Consider the following 24615-nt stretch of genomic DNA (forward strand, 5'->3'; position numbering starts at 1 on the left):
AATTTTCAAATGCAAAATACAGCTATACTACCATTATTTTATCTACCACCTGTAGGTTATTTCAGTTTATTACAACAGTTGGGTGATGATTTTTTAATTGAAAAACACGAGCATTTAGCAAAACAAACTTACCGCAACAGGGCAAGCATTTATTCTCCAAATGGAAAATTAGATTTAACCGTTCCATTGGTAAAGGGTTCTAAAACACATAAAAAAATGAAAGATGTTCGCATCAGTTACGATTTTAATTGGCAACGTTTACATTGGCTTAGTTTGGAAACCTGTTACCGCAGCTCCGCATATTTTGAATACTACGAGGATGAACTATCAAGATTTTATCAAGATAAGTTTGAATTTTTATTTGACTACAATTTGGAATTGATAGAATGGCTTACTAAAAAATTGAAATTAAAGCTTGCGCTAAACACAACCTCTTCTTATGAAGATGCAATTGCTCCGGAACTAGATTACAGGGGAATGATGAATCCTAAAAAAAATGGCGAAATTGTAAACAATAAACCATATTATCAGGTTTTTGAAGACAGACATCAATTTTTAAACAACTTAAGTATAGTAGATTTGTTGTTTAACCAAGGTCCGCAGGCCAAGTTGTATTTATAGAAATGGGAAAAAACAAACCTCGTAGTCGCCACAAGCATTATAATGTTCCTGCTCCGGGAACTAGTCCTGGTTTATACGCCATTGATGATGAGGCTTTGAAACCCATAATTGTTCTTCATACCTATAACGACAAATCTTATAAAAAAGAAGAATTAAAAAACATAAGCAACATCGAAAAATTAATTCAGGATAAAAGTTTCAATTATTGGTTCGACATTAAGGGTTTAGCAGATCCCAATATTTTTGAAACGCTTTCTTCGAAATTCGACATCAGCAGATTGGTTTTAGAGGATATTACAAGTTCTTATCAACGGCCAAAACTCGATGAATATGATAACGATAAATATCTATTTGCAGTTAGCAGACACCTTTATTTGGGTGAAGAGGATGTATTATGCAATGATCAAATTTCATTTATCCTTTCTGAAAGAACACTAATTACCTTTCAGGAAACTTATTCTGATTGTTTCGAGCCGGTTAGAAAACGCCTGGAAATTGGTAAAGGAAATATCCGAATTGGGGGAAGCAGTTATTTAATGTACGCCATAATGGATGTGATTGTTGATAATTATTTTTCTCTGCTAAATTTTTGGGGAGAGGAACTTGATGCCATTGAGGATAGACTTTATGATCGCCCGGATAAGAGGATAATGTACGATACTCAGGCTATAAAACGATCATTAATTACCATAAGAAAAATTGCCTGGCCAGAGCGAGATAAATTGAATGATATTATTAGAACAGATAGTCCACTCATTTCTGATCTCACTAAAACATACATGAAAGATGCATACGATCATTGTATTCAAATCATTGATTTTATAGAATCGTTAAAAGAAATTGCCTCTGCAAATATTGATATGAATCTCTCCATCATTAGTAATCGGATGAATGAGATTATGAAAGTATTAACGATTATCTCTTCCATATTTATTCCTTTAACATTTATTGCCGGTATTTACGGCATGAATTTCAGCAGAGAAGATCCTGTAACAGGCAAAGTAATGCCAGATAATATGCCAGAACTTTACAGTCCACATGGTTACACATGGACTTGGATTGTAATGGGTGTTATTGCTGTGGTACAAGTGATTTATTTTTGGCGTAAGGGCTGGTTTAAGTAAGAAAATTCTATTTGCTTTTTATACCTTAGTGGCATTTAACACATTTTGGTTAGGTTACAGGAGCAATGCAGTCATTCGAGATAGATAAAAGCGATGTACTAAAGGTAAAAAATGCCATTTTAGCTGGAGATGAAACTTTAAAAGAAGTTTTGGATGAATACCATGCTTCGGAAATTGCTATTTTATTCGAACGATTAGATAAATCGGAGCAAAGGCACATTATTAATCTGCTTCCTGCAGAAATTGCATCAGAAATTATTTCCGAAATGGATGAAGAATCTCATCCCGAGGATTTACTTTTCGAACTTCATCCTGATAAACGAACTGAAATTGTTGAGGAACTTGATTATGATGATGCAACAGATATCATCTCTCAACTTGAAGATCATGAACAGGCAGAAATTTTAGAAGATCTGCAAGATGAGCATGCATCAGAAATTAGAAACCTTTTAACCTACGACGAAAAAACTGCAGGGGGTTTAATGAACACAGAATTAATCTGTGTTAATATCAACCTGACTAAAAAGGATGCCATTGAAGAAATTATTCGTCAAAGTGAGGAAATGGAAGAATTCTATACCATTTACGTGGTTGATGACGAAAAAATTTTCAAAGGAATAGTTTCATTAAAAGACATTATCAAAGCAAAGCATAACGCTCAAATTACTGAGTTGGTTAAAATGGATGCTGTTTATGTACATCCAAATACCGATCAGGAAGAAGTTGCAAATCTAATTTCCCAATATAATTTAACGAGTATTCCGGTAATTGATGACGACCAAAGATTGTTGGGCCGTGTAACATTTGATGACGTAATCGATGTTATGGAGGCTGAGAGTACTGAAGATATCTTAAAAATATCTGGGGTATCAGAAGATGAGGAATTGAGTGGTAATTGGGTTGAGGCAGTAAAATCACGTCTTCCATGGTTAATTATCAATCTTGGTACGGCATTTTTAGCGTCATCTGTAGTGCGTTATTTCGATCCTACAATAAAGTTAATTCCATCTTTGGCGGCTTACATGACTATAATTGCAGGGATGGGCGGTAACGCAGCCACACAAGCTTTGGCGGTTACGGTAAGGCGTATTTCACTTTACGATTTAACTGATAAACAAGCATATAGAACGGTTTTGAAAGAGTTTACGGTTGGACTAATCAATGGGGCTGTAAATGGACTGATCGTATTTATTTTTGCCTTCTTTTTTGATGGAAACCCAATGTTGGGTTTGGTAATATTTTTAGCCATGACAGGGAATCTCTTAATTGCTGGAGTAACAGGAGCAGGAATTCCATTAATTTTGAAACGTGTTGGGATCGATCCGGCTATCGCATCATCTATCATTATAACAACCTTTACTGATGTTTTTGGCTTCCTTTTAATTTTAGGTTTAGCAAGTAAATTATTGCTATAAACAAAAAAGTCGGAAGAATTTAATCCTCCGACTTATCATAATAATTGCAGATTACTTAAACTGCAGTTACTCTTACTTCGATATTTCCTTTAACCGCTTTCGAATATGGGCAAGCCCTATGTGCTTTTTCAGCAATAGCCTGTGCTTCTTCATGCGATATTCCAGGAATATGCACATCTAAATCTGCAGACAAAACAAAAGCATTTCCATCCTTATTAAACGATATCAAAACCTTAACATTTGCTTCACTCACATCAACGCCTTCACGTTCTGCAACTGAACCTAAAGCACCTAAATAACATGGTCCCCAGGCTGCAGCAAATAATTCTTCAGGGTTTGTAGCCCCGCCTTGTCCGCCAAGTTCTTTTGGCTTTCTCAGTTCGAAATCTAAAATTCCATCGCTCGATTTAATGTGTCCGTCTCTTCCTCCAGTAGCTGTAACTTCAGCTGTATATAGCTTTTCCATAATATTTTCTTTATTTACATGGAGTAACAAACAGTTTTAACCATTGTTTGGATTGTAATCTACAAGCATCTGATTTGAAGATTTTTTTAAGAAGGTAGCATTGTAAATAACAATCAACCAAACGATAAAAAATGGAACGCTCAAAATGCTCATAAAAATTGGATATTCTTTTCCAAATTTTGGAAAAATGGCCAAAGGAAGGTTACACGCAAAAATCAATAGAATTGCTAAGAGAATATTTTTCACTAAACCTGGCTTTCCTAAAATAAACCAAATACCAACGCCAGCAATGCTGATTACATATGTACAATCTTCTGCACCCGAACTAAATAAAACGGGAAATAATAATGCAGAAGCCAGAATATACAATTGAAACTCTTTTGTACTGTAATTTTTGATATTCAAAAATGGTACTAGAAACAATATACAACCACAAATTAACGCTGGCAAGTTCGACATGTCAGGTGAATTTAAAGCGTTTCTTATAAATCCTAATATTGATAAGTCTGAAGAACTATCTGCAACATTCGATTGATTTTTATGTACTAAAGAATGATACCAATCCTGATAAGATTGTAAAATGAAATCTTTCGAAGAAAACAACATTGGTAAAATAAATAGTATCACCGACCAAAGAATAACATATAAAATGAATTGGGGTTTATCTTTTACAAAAAAGAAAAATGCCAAACCCATAATGCCGTACAGTTTTATAAAGGTACCGAGCACAATACACGCAGCCGCCCAAAACCCACGGTTTTTATTGAGTTGTGTGTAACTTAAGATAATCAAGGCTCCTGCTGTAGGGTTAAATTGTTCACTAAGCATGGATACAATAAGGCAAGGAACCACGATATAACTGATATTTATTTTTGATTGTTCAGTAATTTTTAGTGTTTGAATGGCTTTAAATAAAAACAAACAGTTGAAAATATTCCATGCAAAAAGTCCAATACCGTTATTTAGCCAGGCAAATGGTGCAATAAAAACACTAAAAATTGGTCCGTAGTGATTAGCATCTTCATGAAAGTTTGGGTAAGGCAAGTAAAAATTCTGATGAAGAGTTAAATTTCTCCAGGCATTTTCAAAAATGAGATAGTTATTGTAGCGAAATGAGAGTAGGCCCTGAAGTGAAAATACAAGGGTTATAATTAACCAAATGGATAAAATGACACCTGTTTTGTTGAAATTATGGTAAAAAGATTTAATATTTTGTGTAAAAAATGAGGGATTCATTCAAAAGAATATTAAGCGTAATATTTTATAACAATAATTTTTTGGCAAAAATAAATCAAGTTAATAAATTTTAAATAGTTGATTAACAGTATTTTATAATTTTATTTTTCTTATACAAATATAGATAAAGAAAACTGTTCTAAACAACAACAATAAGACTTCGTGTAAAAAAATGATTTTAAGCGATGCTACGAATGTTAAGCATATACTAAAACAATATTTTTACGATATCACATTTTAATTATCGTCCCGTTGATTAATAAATTGTTGTTGATATTGCTCGTAGCAGTACTTGCTATGCCATCAAAATTGTGTGCACAAACTTGTCCGGAGAATATAGGGTTCGAAAATGGAAATTTTTCGAATTGGAAGCTTTTTACCGGTCTTGCAACTATTGATAAAAATAAGAATGTTATCTACACCAATGAGATCAACACTCCAGCTTTTGGGAGGCATACCATCATCTCTAATAAATTAGAAAAAGATTATTATGGTGGTTTTCCTTTAATTCCAAAAAATGGCGGCAATTTTACTGTAAAATTGGGCAACAATGGAACAGGAGCACAAGTAGATGGTATTTCCTATTTATTAAATGTTCCTGCTGATCGGCCAGAATTTACTTTAACCTATCAATATGCTGTGGTTTTGGAAGACCCAAATCATCCTTTACAAGAACAGCCCAGGTTTATCGCAAGAGTTAAAGATGTAGAACAGAACACCTATATCTCTTGCGCCTCATTCGAGTATGTGGCAACCTCATCTTTGCCTGGCTTTACGAAATCAAAGGTTGCAAATACAGTCATTTATAAAGATTGGACACCAGTAACCATCAATTTATCAGGTTATCAGGGTAAAAAATTATTAATAGAATTTATAAGCGCCGATTGTGCTTTGGGAGGTCATTTTGGCTATGCTTATGTAGATGTGAATAATCTGTGTGGCGATTTAATCGTTGGAAACACCTATTGCAAAAGTGCCGATGAGTTAAAAATATCAGGACCAAGTGGTTTTAAAACCTACAACTGGTTTAATGCAGATAAAACTATTAAATATGGTTTTGGGCAATCCATTTCCCTAAAGCCAACACCTGCAGAAGGTTCAAAAATAATTTTGGATTTAATTCCTTATGATGGCTTTGGATGCCCAAGTTCGGTAGAAACTGTGGTGCATAGTGTAGATTATCAAGTTTTGGTACGAGAAAAAAATACAGTATGTGAAAATGCTGAAATTGATCTAACCAGTGCAGACTATATTTTAAACAAAAATGACGGTTTTACCTATTTAATCTATCAGGATAAAGATTTAACCCAGCAAATTACAGGTTTAGCCAAAATTACAGGAAATAGTAAATATTATATTAAAGCTACCAATTACAAAGGCTGCGAAAGTTTTGCAACCATCGATGTTTCCGTTTTTGATATCGCAAATTTAACCATCAAAAATCCTTTAGCTGTTTGTTATAATGAAACTGTCGATATCACAAATGAACAACTTTATTCCAATTTGAATGGAATATCCAGAAGTTATTTTATTGATGATAAAGCAACGAAAGCGCTTGCGAACCCAAATGCTATAAAAGTATCTGGAACCTACTTTATCAATTTAAAAAATAATTTTGGTTGTAATAAAATTGTGCCTGTCGTAGTTACAATTAATCCGAAACCGATATTAAATATCAATAATCCAAATGCTGTATGTTTTCCAAATAAAGTTGATATTTCTGCTGCGAACATCTTTACAGGCAATGAGGCGACTTTTCAATATAAATTCTTTGAAGATGCCGCACTGAGCATTCCCATAACCGATCCGAAAATCAGTAAAACAGGAACTTATTATGTTACTGCTACCAATGCACAAGGTTGTTATGCAAATAATAAAATTGATGTAGTCGTTAATGATCTACCTGTTTTAGTGGTCAAAAATCCTTCGGAAGTATGTTATCCAGAGAAAGTAGATATTACCAATACGAACTTATTTGAAGGAAGCTCTGAAAAACTAAATTATTCATTTTACACCAACGAGGCTTTAACAGATAAACTAATCAATCCAAAAGCTGTTGGCAAATCTGGTAATTATTATGTTAAAGCTACCAATTCTTCGGGTTGTTATGCTTTTGATAAAATAAATGTGGTGATCAATACTTTACCAACCATTGTTATAAATAAGCCCAAACCTATTTTTGACTATGATTTTATTGATCTTACATCAGCAGAAATTATTAAAGGCAGTAAAGATTATTCAAAAACCGGATATTTTTATGATGCATCGTTAAACAGACCGATCAGTGATCCTTCAAAGATTAATAAAGCTGGCGTGTACTACATCTCACTTCAAAATGATAAGGGATGTTCTGTTTCAGCTTCGATTGAACTTAATATTTTACCACAACCTAAAATTGTTGTACCAACAGCATTTACGCCGCACAAAGAAACCAATAACAGATTGTATCCATTCTTAGTAAGTATCCAAAAATTAACAAGCTTTAAAGTTTTTAATAAATGGGGGATTCTTGTTTTCCAAACTGATTTAGCGTCAAATGGTTGGGATGGACAATTTAAAAGTAAAATGCAACCTTTGGAAACATTTTCATGGTTTGCAGAGGGCATTGATGCATTTGGTGGAAAATTTCAAACTACAGGCAAAACCATATTAATACTATAATGTACAAATCGATTCTCCTTTCATTTTTGTGCTTAATTACAATATGTTGTTCGGCACAGGATCCAAAATTCTCACAATATTTTGCATCGCCATTAACTTTAAATCCCGCTTTTACCGGTTTTTTTGATGGAGAATATCGTCTGGCCCTTAACACACGCCAGCAATGGGGAAATTTAGGCGATCCTTATAATACCTACAGCGTTTCTGGCGATGTAAAATTGGTAGAAGATGAAAATTTTACAAACAGTGTTTTCAGTTTAGGATTAAGTGGACTATTTGATGAATCATTTAATAAGGCTTTAAAATCGCAGTACATAAGTGCAAGCATGTCTTACTACCAATATTTAGATGTAGATCATCGATTCAAATTCGGTTTAGCGCCACAAGTTTCTTATGTTTCAAGATACCTGGATTATAATAGATTAACATTTGCATCTCAATATACCGATGGAGGCTTTGATAATTCACTACCCAATTACCTGGATTTGAAAAATGATAAAACATCATACTTTGATGTAAATATTGGGGGAAATTTCTCTGCAACTTTTGACCATGTGAGTTTTGTTTTAGGCTATGCACATTATCATTTAACTAAACCGCAAGAAACATTATTAAACAATGTAAATGAATATGTACCCACACGGCAGACTGTTAACTTTGGCATGCTTTATTTACTAAATAACTATGTCGATTTAAACTTAACTGGAGTTTATAACGTTCAACGCAACAATAAAGACACCATAATTGGCTCTGTAGTAGGTTTAAAACCCAATGATGAAACTCGTTTGAAGTTAAATTTTGGTATGTGGTTTAAATTTAATGAAGCATCTTTTTATCCATACTTAGGTGTAACTATGGGAAATGTAAGTGCAGGTTTAAACTATACCGTTTATGGTGACAAATTGATGAGTGCAACTCCGCGTACTTATGAATTATCGCTTATATACAGGCATAACAATTTTAAAGGTTTTAAAGTTCCTTGTCCTAAGTTTTAAATTATGAAAAACACAATTTTACTATTTACTATAATTCTAATCGGACAATTGGCATATAGTCAGCAAAATAAGCAGAGTATCGATTACCAGTATTTCAGAGATAACACCAATTATTATGCCTTTGAATTATTCACCATTGATAATAAAGCTGTTAATAATCAATTGATGATAAATTTTACGGCTAACGTTAATTTTAAAAAAATAGATAAAGTGTATTTAAAATCTGGAGAAACAGAATTAAAACTGAAATTTAAAGTAAGAGAAGAAGTTGTTAAATCTGATAATCCTGAGCAGAAGTTTTATCCAATAATATTTGATGCAAAAGATTTAATAGATAGAAAAATTCCCTGTGAAGCAGAAATTGTATTTAAGCTCAATACTGGATTAAGTTACATCTTGCCATTTAATACTTGCAATGCGATAAAGTATATCGCCAAAAATTAAATTTTTATTTTCACTGTTAATTTGTAAATATCGTAGGCAACCTTTTGAATCAAATCAAATTGTTCGGGCACTAAATCTTTACCTTCATTTATTTTCATTCCAGTATCAGCCAATCTAATTAGCGGAACATTTTCAATTGTATTTTTACCTTCAATGAGATTATTTATTGATGTATCCAATAAGTAATCGGTATTTTGAGCCATTGGTTTAAGTGAATCAAAATTTTCAAAAGTAAACTCATGCTCTTTATTATAGAGCGAAAGTGTGGCTACGTATGATGATAATAAATGGCTCAGTGCTGTAAATTGATGCACTTCTTTGATATACAGTTGTTTACTTTTTGGCTCTGAAAACATTCTTTGAAACAGCGAAGCCAAATTAGCTGTTGCCACATAAACCTCTTTTCTAGCCAGTTTATAATCTGTTCTGTTATACACTTTCTCAAAATACAATCGCACCACCTGCTCATAATAAGCTTTGTTAGCTTTGATGATGTCAGTCATTGCTTCCTTTAGCTTTTCATGTTCCCAGGTTGGAAAAAGCGAATAACTCGCAAGTAAAGCAATGCCTGAACCGATAAAAGTATCATAAATACGCTCACGAGCCAGTGCGATAGAACCCATCCCTAAAAAATCGAAGAGTATTAATATGTATGGCGTCATAAATAAAACACTCACTACATAATTTTTACGCTGAAAACTATAGCTGCCAATCATGCAAATCAGCAAAATCATGAATAATGCATTTTTATCGTGAATATAACTCACTACCGCCATGCCTATAAATGCACCAACCGTTGTACCAATTAAACGCTGATAATTACGCTCTTTCGTTAAGCTAAAACCAGGTTTAGAAATAACCAAAATGGTTAGCAGGATCCAATAACTGTGCGAGAAATCAAGGATTTGAGAAACGATAAAACCGAGCGACATTACAACTGTTACCCGTAACGAATGCCTAAAAGTTGATGAGCTATAGGTTAAATTTTCCTTAAAAAGATCAAAATCGAATTTCTGCCGCTTAATAAATTTTTCGGTATCAACTTCTGCCTGCCGAATATCTTTATTGGTTCGAACTTTAAAATAGCTGAATATGGTTTTTACCCTCGATAAAATATTTTCGATATTAACTTCAATATTTTTTAAGGCAATAATTCCTATTGTGCTATATTCCTGATTGGTATTATTTTTCTCCAGATTATTGATTTTGATTCTTAAACGCTCAATTTCAATTAATAACCGTTTAGAAATTACGGGTTTACCGCCGCTTTTTAGGGCAAATGCAATATCATCCAAAGCATAAGATATTCGCTTAATGGCCATTTCATAATCCGACAAAATACCAGCCTTATCAAATTGATCATGCAATTGCTGGTAATTGTAATATGTTGACATCACTTGCTCAAAAAGATCAACCATATCTACAAATACCAATAGCAAAAAACGTCCTTCCGGGCTGGAATCTCTTACAATCTCTCTGGTTCTAAATAAAAGTTCGCGTACAGCATCTTGCTTTTCATGAACAGAAACCTGCAATTGCAATAAATCTGCGTATGTTTTATCGTAATTATTATTTTGGTGATAAAATTTTGCCTTCTCTCTTAAAAATTCAGCTACCTCCAGGATAGAATCGCTCAAAGATTGTTGAACTAAACGAAAGGGGCGGAGGCGGTAAACAAAATAACTTAACCCGGTGTACCATAAACTACCAGCCAAAACCATTAAAGCGTGTATAATTACATCTTGCCACGGGCGAACATCATCGATACTCAACACCATAATTAGTAACACTGCTGTTCCTACAGATGCTGCCCGAACGCCATAGATGTAAAACATCGAAAATATAAAACTCGAAATGGCTAATAAAAAACCTATAAAGTAATGACTTTTATTGGTTAGGCCCGTAATAATCGAGAATACAAATATGAGTACTGTTGTAACCAACATGGCATTTCGCCTGTGTACCATAGGTCCAGGACTATCAACCACGCTAACACATAAGGCGCCAAGAGATAGCGTCATGCCATAGGTTAGCATACTAAATTGTGCCAGAATGAGTGAGGGGAGAAGTACACCAATGGTAATGCGCAAACCATCAGCAAAATAGGTACTCAATAAAAAGTCCTGAATATTTCTGATGGGTTGCCTAATCTGCATGTACAAAAATAACATAATACAGATGTTTTTGTTATCTGTAAAATTAAGTTTTTAAAAAAAATTACCCTTTTAGGTAGGAATTCAATATTGATCTGATTATCAAAAAGTTAGTCAATGTTCATAACTCATCATTAAAGAAATGTTAATAAACTTTTAGGTATTATCAATTATCACCTGTAAAATAAAGAATGATCGTATTTAAGATGTTGATAAGCAGGGTATTTAAGTGGATAACTTTGTTTATAATTTATTTAATTTTTCTCTTGACAGATGTATGATTTCCACCTAAATTAGATCATATCAAATACGAAGTACTTTGAATTCTGACAAAACAATCCAAAAGATATAAAGAACTGAAAAGGGATTTATTTCGGATAAGTTTACAGGGAAAACGATTGATTTCTAAAAGGGTTAAACCGATTAAGAATATACATATTCCAAATCGAAAGATTGGTTATATAAGAAAATCGAATAGGCCCAAACAGAGCTTATGGAAAACTAGGAAGTTTACGGACAGAATAGTTGGAAATAAATTTTCACGAATCGTAAAAGTTGCAAAACCTAGCGAAAACGGAAAAATCAAAGTAACAAGAATTAGATGCTTTAAAACACAACTACGGTTGATTTTAAGGTTAAAACGGGGAACTGAATCGAAAGAAGAAGAACCCCGTTTTTGTTTTTGCTCTTTTTTTAATCCTTGAAAAAAGAATGATCTATTTTGTGGCTAATTATTGCTAAAACATTAAATTTACCAAATGGCCACAAAAGGTAAATCAGCTTTAATCCCCACAAGAAAGATTTTCGTTTTAGATACATCAGTTATTTTATATGATCATGATGCGATTAATAATTTTCACGAGCATGATGTAGCCATTCCAATCCAGGTTTTAGAAGAACTTGATAATTTTAAAAGTGGTAACGATACCCGAAATTTTGAAGCCCGCAGTTTTATTCGATTGATAGATCAAACATCAAAGCAAAAATTAATAAGCGATTGGGTTGCGCTTAATGCGCAAAATTCAGGTAAGTTTAAGGTAATACTAAACGAGCAACCATTAAAAATAAATGCTGAAGAGGTTTTTGGAAAGGGCAAAACCGATCATAAAATATTAAATGCAGCCTTAAGTTTAAGAGAAGAATATCCAGATAAAAAAGTTGTTCTTGTTTCTAAAGATATTTGTTTGCGTTTAAAAGCTAAAGCGCTTGATTTACATGCAGAAGATTATGAAACCGGTAAAATTAAAAATGTGGATGAACTTTATGCCGGTAAAACTGAGCTTGTTAATTTTAACGAATTAATAATTGATGATATTAAAAAAGTTAAAATTTTAGATTCTGAAAATATAGGACTTCCAATTAAAGAGGGAAATCATTTTTTTATTTTAAAAAATAAACGAAAAACTGCCAACGTTTTTTATAACCATAATAATCAAACCATTTCATCGGTTTCTACTGATGCAATTTTTAAAATAAAACCTAAAAATATTGAGCAGGCATTTGCCATTCATGCTTTATTAGATGATAATATCAAACTCGTAAGCATCCAGGGAAATGCCGGAACAGGCAAAACACTTTTGGCGCTAGCAAGCGCTTTAGAACAGCGTAGAAATTTCAGGCAAATTTACATTACCCGTCCAATTGTTTCATTAAGCAATAAAGATATTGGTTTTTTGCCTGGCGATGCAAAATCAAAAACAGATCCTTTTATGGCGCCCATTTGGGATAATCTTCGCTTTATTAAAGATCAGTTTATTGGTGATGATAAAATGTCGGCCAAAATTGATGAATTGATTACGACAGAAAAAATTGCCATAGCACCATTGGCTTTCATTAGAGGTAGAACATTGACTAAAATTTTCTTCATTATCGATGAAGCACAAAACCTAACTCCTCACGAAGTAAAAACTATTATTTCCAGGGCAGGTGAACATACTAAAATTGTGTTCACAGGCGATATTTATCAAATTGATACGCCATATTTAGATTCAGAAAGTAACGGATTATCGTATTTAATTGAAAATGCAAAAAATCATCCGCTGTATGCACATATCACCTTACAAAAAGGAGAGCGGAGCGAATTGGCTAATCTTGCTAATGTATTGCTATAAGTTGTATACTTGTGTGTATGATATAAATCCATAACTCTTTTAACATGTTCTCAGTCTTTATTTTATTGGTCATTATTCGGTTAATGAACAAATATCTTGATAACGATAAATTTAATCTCGCTGATAATCCCAATGCTCAGAACGGAAATATTGAAAACTATTTCCCACTCGTTTTTCATGTAGTAATTATTATATTGATAGTCGCTTCGTTTTTTAGCCCAAAAATCTTAACCGAAGATAGAATCCACATACTTGTTTCTGACGGTATTTTTCAATTCGTGAGTACTTTACTCATTGTTATCGTCAGTATAATCAATCCATTTGTATCATTTTCGGATGAAGCCAGAATAAAATTAGAAACACTAACCAATAGAACGGAATTTGAATCTATGAGGTGGATATTGAAAGGGAGAAATTGGCAACTCTTAAAATTAGTGGTATGCATTTTAATTGTAGCCTATTTTATTTATGATGGACTATTGGTTATCCCAAATTTAAATCAGGGCACCGCATCAGGCATTACAATAATTTTGATTTTATTTTTTGTGCTGGGTAATATCATTCAGTTAATCAAAGATCCTGTACTCTTTAAGAAAAAAACTTTATTTAGATTATCAATGCTATACCGTTCTTTTAAATTATCCTTTTTTATCTCTATCGGGTTAATTGTGATGATTTTTATTTTTGGCGAAATAACAAAAATTGATACGCCTAAAATTATCAAGACTGAAGCCATAATACTAATCGTTTATAATGTAGTAATGGCTTCCAATGAATATAAAATTCTAAAAGCTGCTTTTTAATGATACTTCCGCATGGCTCTGATGGGGATAAATAAACCTATCAATGTTAAAAAGGCACTTAATATAAAGGGTGCACCAGGAAAATATAAAGGTGTTCCATCCTGAATAAAATATACAAAAATGTGGCTGGCTAACCATGGGCCAATTATGGCTGCTAAACTTTGTAAACTTGTAGTAATCCCTTGGATTTCACCTTGTGCATTTTCCGGAACCTGATTGGAAATGATACTCTGCATGGCAGGTCCGCCAATTCCGGCTAAACAATAGGGGATAATAAAGATCATCATCATTAAGCCGCTGTTTGCAAAAGCAAAGCACACAAAGCCAATCACATAAAGTATTAATCCAAAATAAATAGCCTTTCGGTTTCCAATTTTTGGAATGATAAACCTGATTAAACCACCTTGTACAATTGCAACCATTAAACCCACCACACCTAAAGAATAACCAATCATGGTAGAGTTCCATTGAAATTTTTCAATCACATAATACGACCAGTTTGATTGAACCGAATGACTTGCTATATATAAAAGTAGGAGTGTGGCTAGCAGACCTAAAATAGCTGGATATTTAGATGCATTTAAAAAAGAGCCTACAGGATTAGCCCTTTTCCACGAAAAATCTCTGCGCTTTTCTTTGCTTAAAGATTCGGGTAAAATGAAATATCCATACAACCAATTGATTAATGCCAACCCAGCTGAAATCATAAATGGCACCCTTAAACCGAAGGTACTGAACAACCCACCAATTACGGGGCCTAATATAAAGCCTACACCAAAAGCAGCACCAACTAAACCAAAATTTTGCGCTTTTTTTTCTGGTTCGGATATATCTGCGATGTAAGCCATAGCCGTTGTAAAACTTGCGCCGGTAATTCCAGCAATAATTCTACCTATAAAAAGCCAAAATATGGATGGTGCAAATGAAAGAAAAATATAATCGATGCCTAAACCGAAAAGCGAAAATAACAATATCGGTCTTCTTCCAAATTTATCACTTAAACCTCCCATAATTGGAGAGAAGATGAATTGTGCCAAAGCAAAGGCAACCATTAAATAACCACCATAATCTGCGGCCACACTAACGCTGCCACCAGTAAATTCCTGTATCAATTTCGGCAATACTGGAATAATGATTCCGAAACCAGTAAAGTCAATCAAAAGAGTGATCATTATAAAAATCATCGCTGATTTTTTCTGCTTAGCCATTAAGTTGGGGATTTTACACAAAAATAGAAATTTAGCGCAATTAATTTCAGATTCAAAAGCTAATCGTTTAATTATTGAGGATTTACCGAAATTAAAAATCATTTAAACACCTCTTTAAGAAACTAAAAAAAAGATCGAACCAGAAAACCCTTATCAAAGCTCAAAACTTTTCCACAATGCCTTATTTCGGCATAATTTTGCTAAATTCGCAAGGTTATAATAATACCTTTTTTGAAATATCGTTTTTGATAACGAGAATAATAATTTATGGCAGAAGATTTAGAAAATCAACAAAACGACAAAATCATCCAAATTAATATAGAGGAGCAGATGAAATCGGCCTACATTGACTATTCAATGTCGGTAATCGTATCCCGGGCTTTGCCTGATGTACGCGATGGATTAAAACCAGTTCACCGCCGCGTTTTATATGGCATGCTCGATCTTGGTGTAACCAGTAATAAGCCCCATAAAAAATCTGCCCGTATCGTGGGTGAGGTTTTAGGTAAGTATCACCCGCATGGTGATGCATCTGTATATTTTACAATGGTTCGTATGGCTCAGGATTGGAGCTTACGCTATCCAATGGTAGATGGACAGGGAAACTTTGGTCACATAGATGGCGATTCACCTGCTGCAATGCGTTATACTGAAGCACGTTTCTCTAAAATTGCTGAAGAAATGCTTGCTGATATCAATAAGGATACTGTAGATTTTCAGTTAAACTTTGATGATACCTTACAAGAACCAACCGTTTTACCAGCAAAAATCCCCAACCTTTTAGTCAACGGATCGAGTGGTATTGCGGTGGGTATGGCTACCAATATGGCGCCCCACAATTTAACGGAGTGTATTGAAGGTATTGTAAATTATATCGATAATAGAGACATCACTATAGAGGAATTAATGAAGTTTGTAAAAGCTCCAGATTTCCCAACAGGTGGTATCATTTACGGTTATACAGGTGTAAAAGAAGCTTTCGAAACGGGTCGCGGACGTATTGTGATGCGTGCCAAAGCAGAAATTGAAAGCATTAAAGACCGCGAGGTAATTATCGTTACCGAAATTCCTTACCAGGTGAATAAAGCACAAATGATTGAGCGTACTGCTGAATTGGTTGGCGAGAAAAAACTAGAAGGAATTTCTAATATTAAAGATGAATCAAATAAAGATGGTATTCGTATCGTTTACGAAATTAAGCGTGATGCCAATGCATCAATCGTTTTAAATAATCTTTATAAATATACGGCTCTACAAACTTCTTTCAGTGTAAATAATATCGCATTGGTAAAAGGGCGCCCTCAAATGTTAAATCTCAAAGATTTAATTGTTCATTTTGTAGATCACCGCCATGATGTTGTTGTACGCCGCACCAAGTATGAATTAGCTGAAGCTGAAAAACGTGCTCATATTTTAGAGGGATATTTAATTGCCTTAGATCACTTAGATGAAGTAATTAAGTTAATTCGTGCATCAGAAACTCCAGAAGAAGCCCGTGTTGGCTTAATGGAAAAATTTGGCTTGAGCGATCTTCAAGCTCGTGCAATCCTGGATATGACTTTACGTCGTTTAACCGGACTAGAACGTGATAAGATTAAAGAAGAGTATGCTGAATTAATGAAAACCATCGAATATTTAAAATCTATTTTAGACGACGAAGGTTTGCGTATGCAAATCATTAAAGATGAACTAGAAGAAGTTAAGCAAAAATTCGGTGATGAACGTAAAACGACTATTGTTCATTCTGCTGAAGATATGAGCATGGAAGATTTCATCGATGATGAAGAAGTGGTTATCACAATTTCTCACGAAGGTTACGTTAAACGTACACCAGCAACAGAATTTAGGGCGCAGGGTAGAGGTGGAAAAGGATCAAAAGGCAGTACATCAAGAAATGAAGATTTTATTGAACATATGCTGGTGGCCACCAACCATAACTACATGTTGTTCTTCACCGAAGCAGGAAGATGTTTCTGGTTAAGGGTTTATGAAATTCCGGAAGGTTCGAGAACTAGTAAAGGAAGGGCGATTCAAAATATCATCAACATTCCAAAAGACGAGAAAATTAAGGCTTATATCAAAGTCAAAAACCTTAAGGATCAGGAATATCTAGAGAACAATTTCATCATTATGTGTACTAAAAAAGGTACCATTAAGAAAACTTCTCTCGAAGCTTATTCACGTCCTCGTGTTAACGGTATAAATGCTATTAACATTAATGATGGCGATGTATTATTAGAAGCTTGTTTAACCAATGGACAGAGTGAAGTGGTAATGGCTTTACGTTCAGGAAGAGCGATTCGTTTCAACGAAAGTACGGTTCGTCCGATGGGTAGAACAGCAACTGGCGTACGCGGAGTTAGATTGGCACATGACAAAGATGAAGTTGTTGGCATGATTGCTGTAAACAATCCGGAGGTTACGGTGTTAGTAGTATCAGAAAAAGGATACGGAAAGCGTACAGACATTGAAGATTATCGTGTGACAAATCGTGGTGGTAAAGGTGTAAAAACAATTAACGTTACCGAAAAAACAGGACAATTAGTCTCAATTAAAGACGTTACGGATAGCGAAGATTTGATGATCATCAATAGATCTGGAATTGTAATTAGAATACCAGTTTCTGCCTTAAGAGTAATGGGCCGAGCCACTCAGGGAGTTCGTTTGATATCGCTTAAAGGTGATGATGAAATTGCTTCGGTAACTAAAATCGATCATGAAGAGGATGAAGAAGAAGCAGTAGATTTAACTGATGTTGTAGTTACAGATGGTGAGGAATTAGAGCCAGATACTGCAGAAGCTGAAGATACTGATGATGAAGCAGATGCTGATGATGAAACGGAAGAAGAAAATTAACTAAATAAGGATTAGAATAAAAATTATGAAAAGAGTATTTCTAGGTATAATTTTAGCAGGTGCAGTAAGCACTGCATTTGCTCAGAAAAATGAGGTTAACGAAGCAAAAAAGAAATGGGGTATTTTCCAATTAACTTCTCAGGGCGCTAGCACGCCTTTGGCGAAGAAAATGGATGCTATAAAAGCTGGCTTAGCAAACACTGATAAAGCTATTGCTGATGAGAAATCTAAAGTAATGCCAGAAGCTTGGTCATACCGTGCCTTATTTGCTTCATCTGCAGCAATTATGGATACAGTTGATGTAGCTAATGCTGAGGCGAATTTAAAAATTGCTCAAGATGCTGTTGCTGAAGGCAAAAAAATAGATACCAAAGGCGCTGAAAAGGATAATTTTGCTTTAGCTGAAACCAATATTGCTAATGCGATTAGAAATGCAGGTGTTAATGCTTATAATAAAAAGGATTATAAAACTGCTTATGCAAAGTTTGTTCAGGCTACAGTTATTAATCCACAAGATACCTCAATGTATTTAAATGCTGGTATTGCAGCAAGAAATATTGAAGATTATCCTGCAACAATTCAGCAATTTAAAAAGGTGATTTCTTTAAATTCTCCACAATCATCAGATTTATATAATGAGTTGGTTGACATTACTTTACGTAAGCAAAAAGATACAACTGCTGCATTGGCTTTAATTAAAGAAGCAGCTGCAAAATATCCTGAAAATGTTGAGTTAATTAAAACAGAAACTCAAATTTATATTGACAGGGGAGATGCAGCAAAATCGGAGCAAATGTTAAATTCTTTGGCAACGAAAGAACCAAACAATGCTAGTTATCAGGTATTATTAGGTAACATTTATTTTTCTCAAGCATTGAAGCTTCAAAATGATAGAAATAAAATTGATGCTAAAAAAGTAAAAGAGTTTAATGATGTAACTGCTAAAATGAATGGTTTGTTAGATAAATCATTACCTTTTTACAAAAAAGCATTAGAAATTGATGCTAAAAATGTTGGTGCATTAGAAACTTTAAAAACCATTTATGGGTTTAGAAATGATACCAAAAATTATGAGGATATTAAGAAACGTTTAGATGCGCTTCCGAAACAATAAAGTATCGTAAAACTAAAAAAGAGTCCCGAATTAAATCGGGACTCTTTTTTTTTGCTTATTTTTACAGCATTAGCATTTATTTTTATCATTTATTACACAACAATTATTTTATGCAAAGCGGTTCAAAGTTATTATTAGTGCTCTTAATTTTCACATCACTTAATGCTTTAGCTCAAAAAAGTCAAATTTTAATCGCTAGAAATTCGGTCGGAAAATTACAGGCCTCAATTGGTAACAAGGAAGATGAAAAAAAACAACTGGCTATAATTACTGAAGGTCTTAAATCAATAGAATCTGCTGAAAAAGATAACAAAACAAAAAACTGGGCAGAAACCTGGGCAATAAAATCGTATTTAACTTCTTACGCATCATTAATTGATACCGATAAAGCAAATGCGGATAAATTTTATGATGCTGCCAATGCAGCAATCAAACAGGCGAGGAGCTTGGATAAATACGAAGATAACTCTGGCTTAATCAAAGCTTCACATCATAACATATTAATCAAAAAACAAGAAAAGGCAAATTCATCATTCTTTAATAATGATTTTACCGAAGCGTATACCGATTTAAAAGAAGTAAGCGATAATTTCCCAGCGGATACAACTCTGGCATTAAACACTGCAATTTGTGCTTTAAACATTCAAAATTATGATGAAGCAATAAATTATTTTAAAAGAGCTCAAGATAATGGAATTCGAAATGCAGGAATGTTTCAAAAGCTTGCCCAACTTTATGTAGGTAAATATGATAACGAAACTGCGATCAAAACTTTAGAAGATGGTTTGATCAAAAATCCATTTCAAAGAAATTTAACCAATGATTATATTAATCTTTTATTGGATACAGAAAATTACACCAGGGCTGCCGCACTTATCGAAGGTAATTTAAAAGTGGAAAAAGGGAATAAACTTTTATATTTCCTTTATGGATATTTGCAACAAGCAGGTGGTAATAATTCTACAGCAATTTTAGCATACGATAAAGCACTCAGCACAGATCAAAATTATTTTGATGCATTGTACCAAATAAGTTTGGCTTATATAAATAGTGCGAATGAAACGCTTGCAAAAAATGAAGCAGATAAATCGGCCAAATATAATAACTTAATAAACCGAGCGCAATTTGCATTGCAACGTGCCAACGAAATAAATCCGAATGATAAAAAAACAGTTCAGTTACTTGTTGATATCTACACCAAAAAAAATGCCACTGATAAGGTTCAAGAATTGAATCGTAAACTCCAAGAACTTTAATTGTTGATGATAATTATAGAAGGGCGATAGGATGCTGAAAACATCAACTTAACATAATATTAATTATAAGACTTATTTTAATACAATTTTTATTTGTCTGTAGAACTAATATTAGTTTATGGTTGTTGAATAATTTATGTATGATCATTTGTCTTTTGAAGAAGCAGCAAAACTGCAAAATGAATTGGCACTGCAATTAAAATTTCAAGCTGTAAGCCAAATCACAACCATTGCTGGCGCTGATATTTCTTTTAATAAAGATAGCTCAACAATGTTTGCAGGAATTGTTATTTTCAAATGTCCAGAAATGATTTTGCAATCATTTGCAGTCGAAACTTTCGAAACAACATTCCCATACAAGCCAGAATTTTTAGGATTTAAAGAAGTGCCGGCTCTGTTGAAAGTTTGGAAACTAATCAACAATAAACCTGATGTTGTTGTCCTGGACGGAAATGGAATTCTGCATCCACGAAGTATGGGTGTTGCATCTCATTTCGGGATTTTAGCCAATCAATCCACAATTGGCTGTGCGAAAAGCTTGCTGCACGGATCAAATCATCAACCAGAAAACGCCAAATATAGTACCGCAGAAATAAGAAATATTGATGGCACAACAATTGGCTTTGCCTTAAAAACTAAATTAAATTGTGAAGCAGTTTATATTTCTGCTGGTCATCTGATAACGCAGGAACAAAGTTTAGCTATAATGAAAAGATGTATTGGAAATTATAGAATACCAGAACCAACCAGAATGGCTCACGAAATTGTTAATCAATTTAGATTGGGAAAATTATTGGCTGGTTATCACACTGTAAACCAGCTTTTAACTTTATTTTAAACCCAATTAATTCCTTTTTTGAGGAATTGCATTGTTTTATGTTCCTCAGAATTAATTTCTGGTTGAACATTGTAACCCCAATTGGCCTGAGGTGGTAAACTCATTAGTATAGATTCGATTCTGCCATTGGTTTCCAAACCAAATTTAGTTCCGGAATCATATACCAGGTTAAATTCAACATAACGACTACGGCGTTGATATTGCCATTCCTTTTGTATTTCGGTAAAATCCTTATCCCGATTGCGATCGATCAATTCTGTATAAATTGGTAAAAAAGTTTCACCAACATTTAATGAAAAATCAAGAATTTCTTCCCATGATAAGTTTGTATTCTCTGGCTTTAAGCGATCGTAAAAAATACCACCAATGCCACGGGTTTCTTCACGATGTTTAATGAAAAAATAATCATCAGCATGATTTTTAAATTTTGGATAAAAATCTGTGCTAAAGTCATCACATGCTTGTTTTAATTTGTGATGGAAAAAACGGGCATCATTTTCAAAAACATAATGCGGTGTTAAATCAATTCCACCACCAAACCAACGGGTTTCCTCATTTAATTCAAAATACCGAATATTCATGTGTATAATCGGCACTAATGGATGGTTTGGATGTATTACAATTGATACGCCAGTAGCAAAAAAATCTTCTTCAGTAACATTAAAAGCTTTTTTAACTGCTTCAGGAAGTTTTCCATAAACAGCAGAAAAATTTACACCACCTTTTTCAATGATCGAACCATTTTGCATAATCCGGGTGCGGCCACCTCCCCCACCATTTCTCTCCCAAAGCTCTTCTTGAAATTTGCCCTTTCCATCAGCAATTTCCAATCCTCTGCAAATTTCATCCTGTATCTGCTTATAACGTTCTGCAACTTCTTCTTTAAACATGGCGGTGCGATTAAGTACACGCAAATTTAAAGCTATTAAAACAGCAATATTGATTTATGTTTAGATAGTACATTTGATTGACATTATTAAGAAATGCGCTAAGCTTTATTCTTCTAGATAGTCTAAATCCTTGTTAAAACTTTCCTTTAACTGACTTAAACCAAAAACAGCTATAACGGTTAATATGGACATAACCAAATAACCTGCTGTGATAAGGTTGTATTTTTTGGCTAAAAATTCGAAAAGAAATGTAATTGGTATAAGTGCCCCTCTTACAAAATTCGGAGCTGTAGTGGTTACTGTTGCTCGAATATTGGTGCCGAACTGTTCAGATGCGATGGTTACAAAAGTTGCCCAATAACCAACCGAAAATCCCATAAACAAGCAAATCCAAATGAAGGAACTACTTGTTAATCCATAACTGGTTAAATAAACCACCACACTAAGTACAGATAACAAATGGAAAATAAACACAGTCTTTTTTCTAGATTTTAGCACTTGTGAAAGTAATCCTGTAACTACATCGCCAATAGCAATTCCGAAATAGGTAAACATAATCCCAGTTCCAGCTTTTAATGGTTCGGTAGCGCCTAAAGCTTTTCCAAATTCCGGGGCTAGCGTAACTAATATTCCAACTACAAACCATAACGGAATCCCAATTAATATACAGTACAAATATTTTAAGAATCTTTTTCTGTTATTGAACAACATAAAGATGTTTCCTTTCGATACATCTGTATTAGCAGCATGCTTAAACATGCCCGATTCGAAGGTGCCAACACGTAAAAGAAGTAAAACCAAACCCATTCCTCCACCAACAAAATATGAAGTTTGCCAGGTATATTTAGAAGCAACAGTTGCGGCTACTGCTGCACCTAATAAGCCAATTGCCCCAACAATCATAGTTCCATAGCCACGTTTTTCTTTATCCATGGTTTCGGCAACTAGCGTTATTCCAGCTCCAAGTTCGCCAGCAAGACCTATTCCAGCAATAAATCTTATAATGGCATAACTATTAACGGATGTTACAAAACCATTGGCAATATTGGCTAATGAGTATAATAATATAGAACCAAAAAGCACTTTAATGCGTCCCAATTTATCGCCTAGCACACCCCATAAAATTCCGCCTAATAGCAAACCAAACATTTGCGAATTAATGATTAGAAATCCATCAGATTGCATATTCTCTGCAGAAACACCAATTTCAGTTAAGCTTTGTACACGTACAACAGAAAATAAAACAAGATCGTAGATATCTACAAAATAGCCAAGTGCGGCTACAATTACCAGGAAAATTACATTGCGGTTGTTGGCTTTTGATTGGGGGTCCATTTGTGATATTTGGTTTATTTGATGAAAGTACAAATAAGCGCAAATAAATAAAATAGATTGCAAAAATAAAAGCCGCTCTCGGTAAAGAGCGGCTTTTAGTATCCTACATTGGAGGTGTTTTAGTCGTATCAGGTGGCATCGTTTTAGATGTATCTGGCGGTGTTGTTGTTTTCGTCGTATCCATTGGAGCCGTTGTTGTAGAATCCGTCATAGTAGTATCTGATGTTCCAGCCATATTCTTAGACGAATTGCATGCAGATGTGGCTATCATTAATGAGCCAGCAAAAGCAAGACTTAAAATTATTTTTTTCATAGTTTTTTATTGTTATCTGTAAACTTAACAACCTTTAAATCATTTGGTTTTACTTTTTTCTTCCGAACATCATTATTTTTATTTTACTACACTGATTAATAGGCTGTTTACGATTTGATTTAGACGACATAACCATAGAATAAACTGCAATTTATAGATATGACAATAATACAGGTTATTTCGAATTATTCTGTACAAACACACTTCCACGTTATTTACCAAAATATTACTCAATCAACATTAGTAAAACTTTAAAAGGTGGCAAATCTTTCTGATATTAGACAATATGATTATTTCTCAAAATACCTTGAAATGGGTAATGCGCTTTTATCCACCTCTATTTTTTCAGCGCATTTGGGTTCAGAAATTTGAAAATGATTTTAGAAGCTGTACAGTTAAGCTAAGCAAAAGCTTTTTAAACAAAAATTATAATGGATCTATTTTTGGCGGAACAATTTATGCAGCAACCGATCCATTTTATGCGCTTTTATTTGATCAGTTAATGCAGCGCAGGGGTTTTAAAGTGAGGGTTTGGTTAAAAAGTGCATCCATCCAATATTTAAAACCTGGGCGTGAGAATTTGTATTTCACCATTAATGTTTCTGATGAGATGATTGCAGAGGCCGAAGAAGCATTAAAAACTATTGGAAAGTTTGTAAAAGCTTACCCAATGGAAATTACCAATAAAAACGGAGAGCTTTGCGCTACCGTAATGAATGAAGTTTACATCCGAAACCTGCACCAAGGCGAAACGCCAACGGTTGCTTACTAATTGC

Annotated in this window: 20 protein-coding genes; 13 read left to right on the top strand and 7 right to left on the bottom strand. The window is 33.9% G+C overall.

Features of this window, described 5'->3' with window-relative positions; translation table 11 throughout:
* Positions 1-9: 9 nt before the first annotated feature.
* The 3 genes from LUA91_RS02600 to mgtE all read left to right on the top strand — a co-directional run bounded on the left by LUA91_RS02600 (position 10) and on the right by mgtE (position 3160).
* The gene (locus LUA91_RS02600) at positions 10-621 is read left to right on the top strand and encodes a WbqC family protein (protein ID WP_231424392.1); all 612 of its coding nucleotides are present in this window, start codon (positions 10-12) and stop codon (positions 619-621) included.
* Between the two features lie 2 nt (positions 622-623).
* Positions 624-1745 carry a magnesium/cobalt transporter CorA gene (corA, locus tag LUA91_RS02605; RefSeq protein ID WP_231424393.1) on the top strand — a complete coding sequence of 374 codons (1122 nt, stop codon included), beginning with the start codon at positions 624-626 and terminating at the stop codon, positions 1743-1745.
* 65 nt (positions 1746-1810) lie between these two features.
* On the top strand, positions 1811-3160 hold the full coding sequence (mgtE, locus tag LUA91_RS02610) for a magnesium transporter (protein WP_231424394.1): 1350 nt from the start codon (positions 1811-1813) through the stop codon (positions 3158-3160).
* A gap of 55 nt (positions 3161-3215) precedes the next feature.
* Here the strand turns inward: mgtE and LUA91_RS02615 are convergent, their stop codons facing one another.
* Both LUA91_RS02615 and LUA91_RS02620 read right to left on the bottom strand, forming a co-directional pair.
* Complete coding sequence (locus LUA91_RS02615; RefSeq protein ID WP_231424395.1) at positions 3216-3626, bottom strand: organic hydroperoxide resistance protein; 411 nt, start codon at positions 3624-3626, stop codon at positions 3216-3218.
* A 36-nt stretch (positions 3627-3662) separates the two neighbouring features.
* Positions 3663-4862: a glycosyltransferase family 87 protein gene (locus LUA91_RS02620; RefSeq protein ID WP_231424396.1), complete on the bottom strand. Its 1200-nt coding sequence runs from the start codon at positions 4860-4862 to the stop codon at positions 3663-3665.
* A 270-nt stretch (positions 4863-5132) separates the two neighbouring features.
* On the opposite strand from LUA91_RS02620, the gene LUA91_RS02625 reads away from it, so the two are divergent.
* The 3 genes from LUA91_RS02625 to LUA91_RS02635 are packed head-to-tail and all read left to right on the top strand — an operon-like array spanning position 5133 to position 8962.
* Complete coding sequence (locus LUA91_RS02625; protein WP_231424397.1) at positions 5133-7523, top strand: gliding motility-associated C-terminal domain-containing protein; 2391 nt, start codon at positions 5133-5135, stop codon at positions 7521-7523.
* A complete protein-coding gene (locus tag LUA91_RS02630; protein WP_231424398.1) occupies positions 7523-8518 on the top strand; it encodes a PorP/SprF family type IX secretion system membrane protein in 996 nt (331 codons plus the stop codon). Before LUA91_RS02625 ends, LUA91_RS02630 begins: the two co-directional genes overlap by 1 nt.
* A gap of 3 nt (positions 8519-8521) precedes the next feature.
* Entirely contained in the window at positions 8522-8962 is a 441-nt protein-coding gene (locus tag LUA91_RS02635) for a hypothetical protein (RefSeq protein ID WP_231424399.1), read from the top strand.
* Here LUA91_RS02635 and LUA91_RS02640 read toward each other — a convergent pair.
* Entirely contained in the window at positions 8959-11133 is a 2175-nt protein-coding gene (locus tag LUA91_RS02640; protein WP_231424400.1) for an FUSC family membrane protein, read from the bottom strand. The two genes, LUA91_RS02635 and LUA91_RS02640, sit on opposite strands and share 4 nt — an antisense overlap.
* Before the next feature lie 740 nt (positions 11134-11873).
* Between LUA91_RS02640 and LUA91_RS02645 the strand changes: the two genes are divergently transcribed.
* Together LUA91_RS02645 and LUA91_RS02650 are read left to right on the top strand one after the other, a co-directional pair.
* Entirely contained in the window at positions 11874-13226 is a 1353-nt protein-coding gene (locus tag LUA91_RS02645) for a PhoH family protein (RefSeq protein ID WP_231424401.1), read from the top strand.
* An 83-nt stretch (positions 13227-13309) separates the two neighbouring features.
* Positions 13310-14029: a hypothetical protein gene (locus tag LUA91_RS02650; RefSeq protein WP_231424402.1), complete on the top strand. Its 720-nt coding sequence runs from the start codon at positions 13310-13312 to the stop codon at positions 14027-14029.
* Here LUA91_RS02650 and LUA91_RS02655 read toward each other — a convergent pair.
* Complete coding sequence (locus tag LUA91_RS02655) at positions 14026-15237, bottom strand: TCR/Tet family MFS transporter (protein WP_231424403.1); 1212 nt, start codon at positions 15235-15237, stop codon at positions 14026-14028. The two genes, LUA91_RS02650 and LUA91_RS02655, sit on opposite strands and share 4 nt — an antisense overlap.
* Positions 15238-15504: 267 nt before the next feature.
* Between LUA91_RS02655 and gyrA the strand changes: the two genes are divergently transcribed.
* From gyrA to LUA91_RS02675, 4 genes are all read left to right on the top strand, one after another.
* The gene (gene gyrA, locus LUA91_RS02660) at positions 15505-18093 is read left to right on the top strand and encodes a DNA gyrase subunit A (RefSeq protein WP_231424404.1); all 2589 of its coding nucleotides are present in this window, start codon (positions 15505-15507) and stop codon (positions 18091-18093) included.
* 25 nt (positions 18094-18118) lie between these two features.
* Positions 18119-19207 (top strand): lipopolysaccharide assembly protein LapB, encoded by a 1089-nt coding sequence (locus LUA91_RS02665; protein WP_231424405.1) that lies wholly within the window; start codon positions 18119-18121, stop codon positions 19205-19207.
* A gap of 110 nt (positions 19208-19317) precedes the next feature.
* Positions 19318-20463, top strand: a complete 1146-nt coding sequence (locus LUA91_RS02670; protein WP_231424406.1) for a lipopolysaccharide assembly protein LapB — start codon at positions 19318-19320, stop codon at positions 20461-20463.
* A gap of 136 nt (positions 20464-20599) precedes the next feature.
* Positions 20600-21301: an endonuclease V gene (locus tag LUA91_RS02675; RefSeq protein WP_231424407.1), complete on the top strand. Its 702-nt coding sequence runs from the start codon at positions 20600-20602 to the stop codon at positions 21299-21301.
* Here the strand turns inward: LUA91_RS02675 and hemF are convergent.
* The 3 genes from hemF to LUA91_RS02690 form a co-directional block, all read right to left on the bottom strand.
* On the bottom strand, positions 21298-22191 hold the full coding sequence (gene hemF / locus LUA91_RS02680; protein WP_231424408.1) for an oxygen-dependent coproporphyrinogen oxidase: 894 nt from the start codon (positions 22189-22191) through the stop codon (positions 21298-21300). The genes LUA91_RS02675 and hemF overlap by 4 nt on opposite strands.
* 105 nt (positions 22192-22296) lie before the next feature.
* Entirely contained in the window at positions 22297-23526 is a 1230-nt protein-coding gene (locus tag LUA91_RS02685) for an MFS transporter (protein WP_231424409.1), read from the bottom strand.
* 103 nt (positions 23527-23629) lie between these two features.
* A complete protein-coding gene (locus LUA91_RS02690) occupies positions 23630-23839 on the bottom strand; it encodes a coproporphyrinogen III oxidase (RefSeq protein ID WP_231424410.1) in 210 nt (69 codons plus the stop codon).
* Positions 23840-24125: 286 nt separating this feature from the next.
* Between LUA91_RS02690 and LUA91_RS02695 the strand changes: the two genes are divergently transcribed.
* Complete coding sequence (locus tag LUA91_RS02695; protein WP_231424411.1) at positions 24126-24611, top strand: PaaI family thioesterase; 486 nt, start codon at positions 24126-24128, stop codon at positions 24609-24611.
* The last annotated feature ends 4 nt before the right edge of the window (positions 24612-24615 follow it).

The sequence above is a fragment of the Pedobacter sp. Leaf250 genome (assembly GCF_920984735.1).
Taxonomy (GTDB): domain Bacteria; phylum Bacteroidota; class Bacteroidia; order Sphingobacteriales; family Sphingobacteriaceae; genus Pedobacter.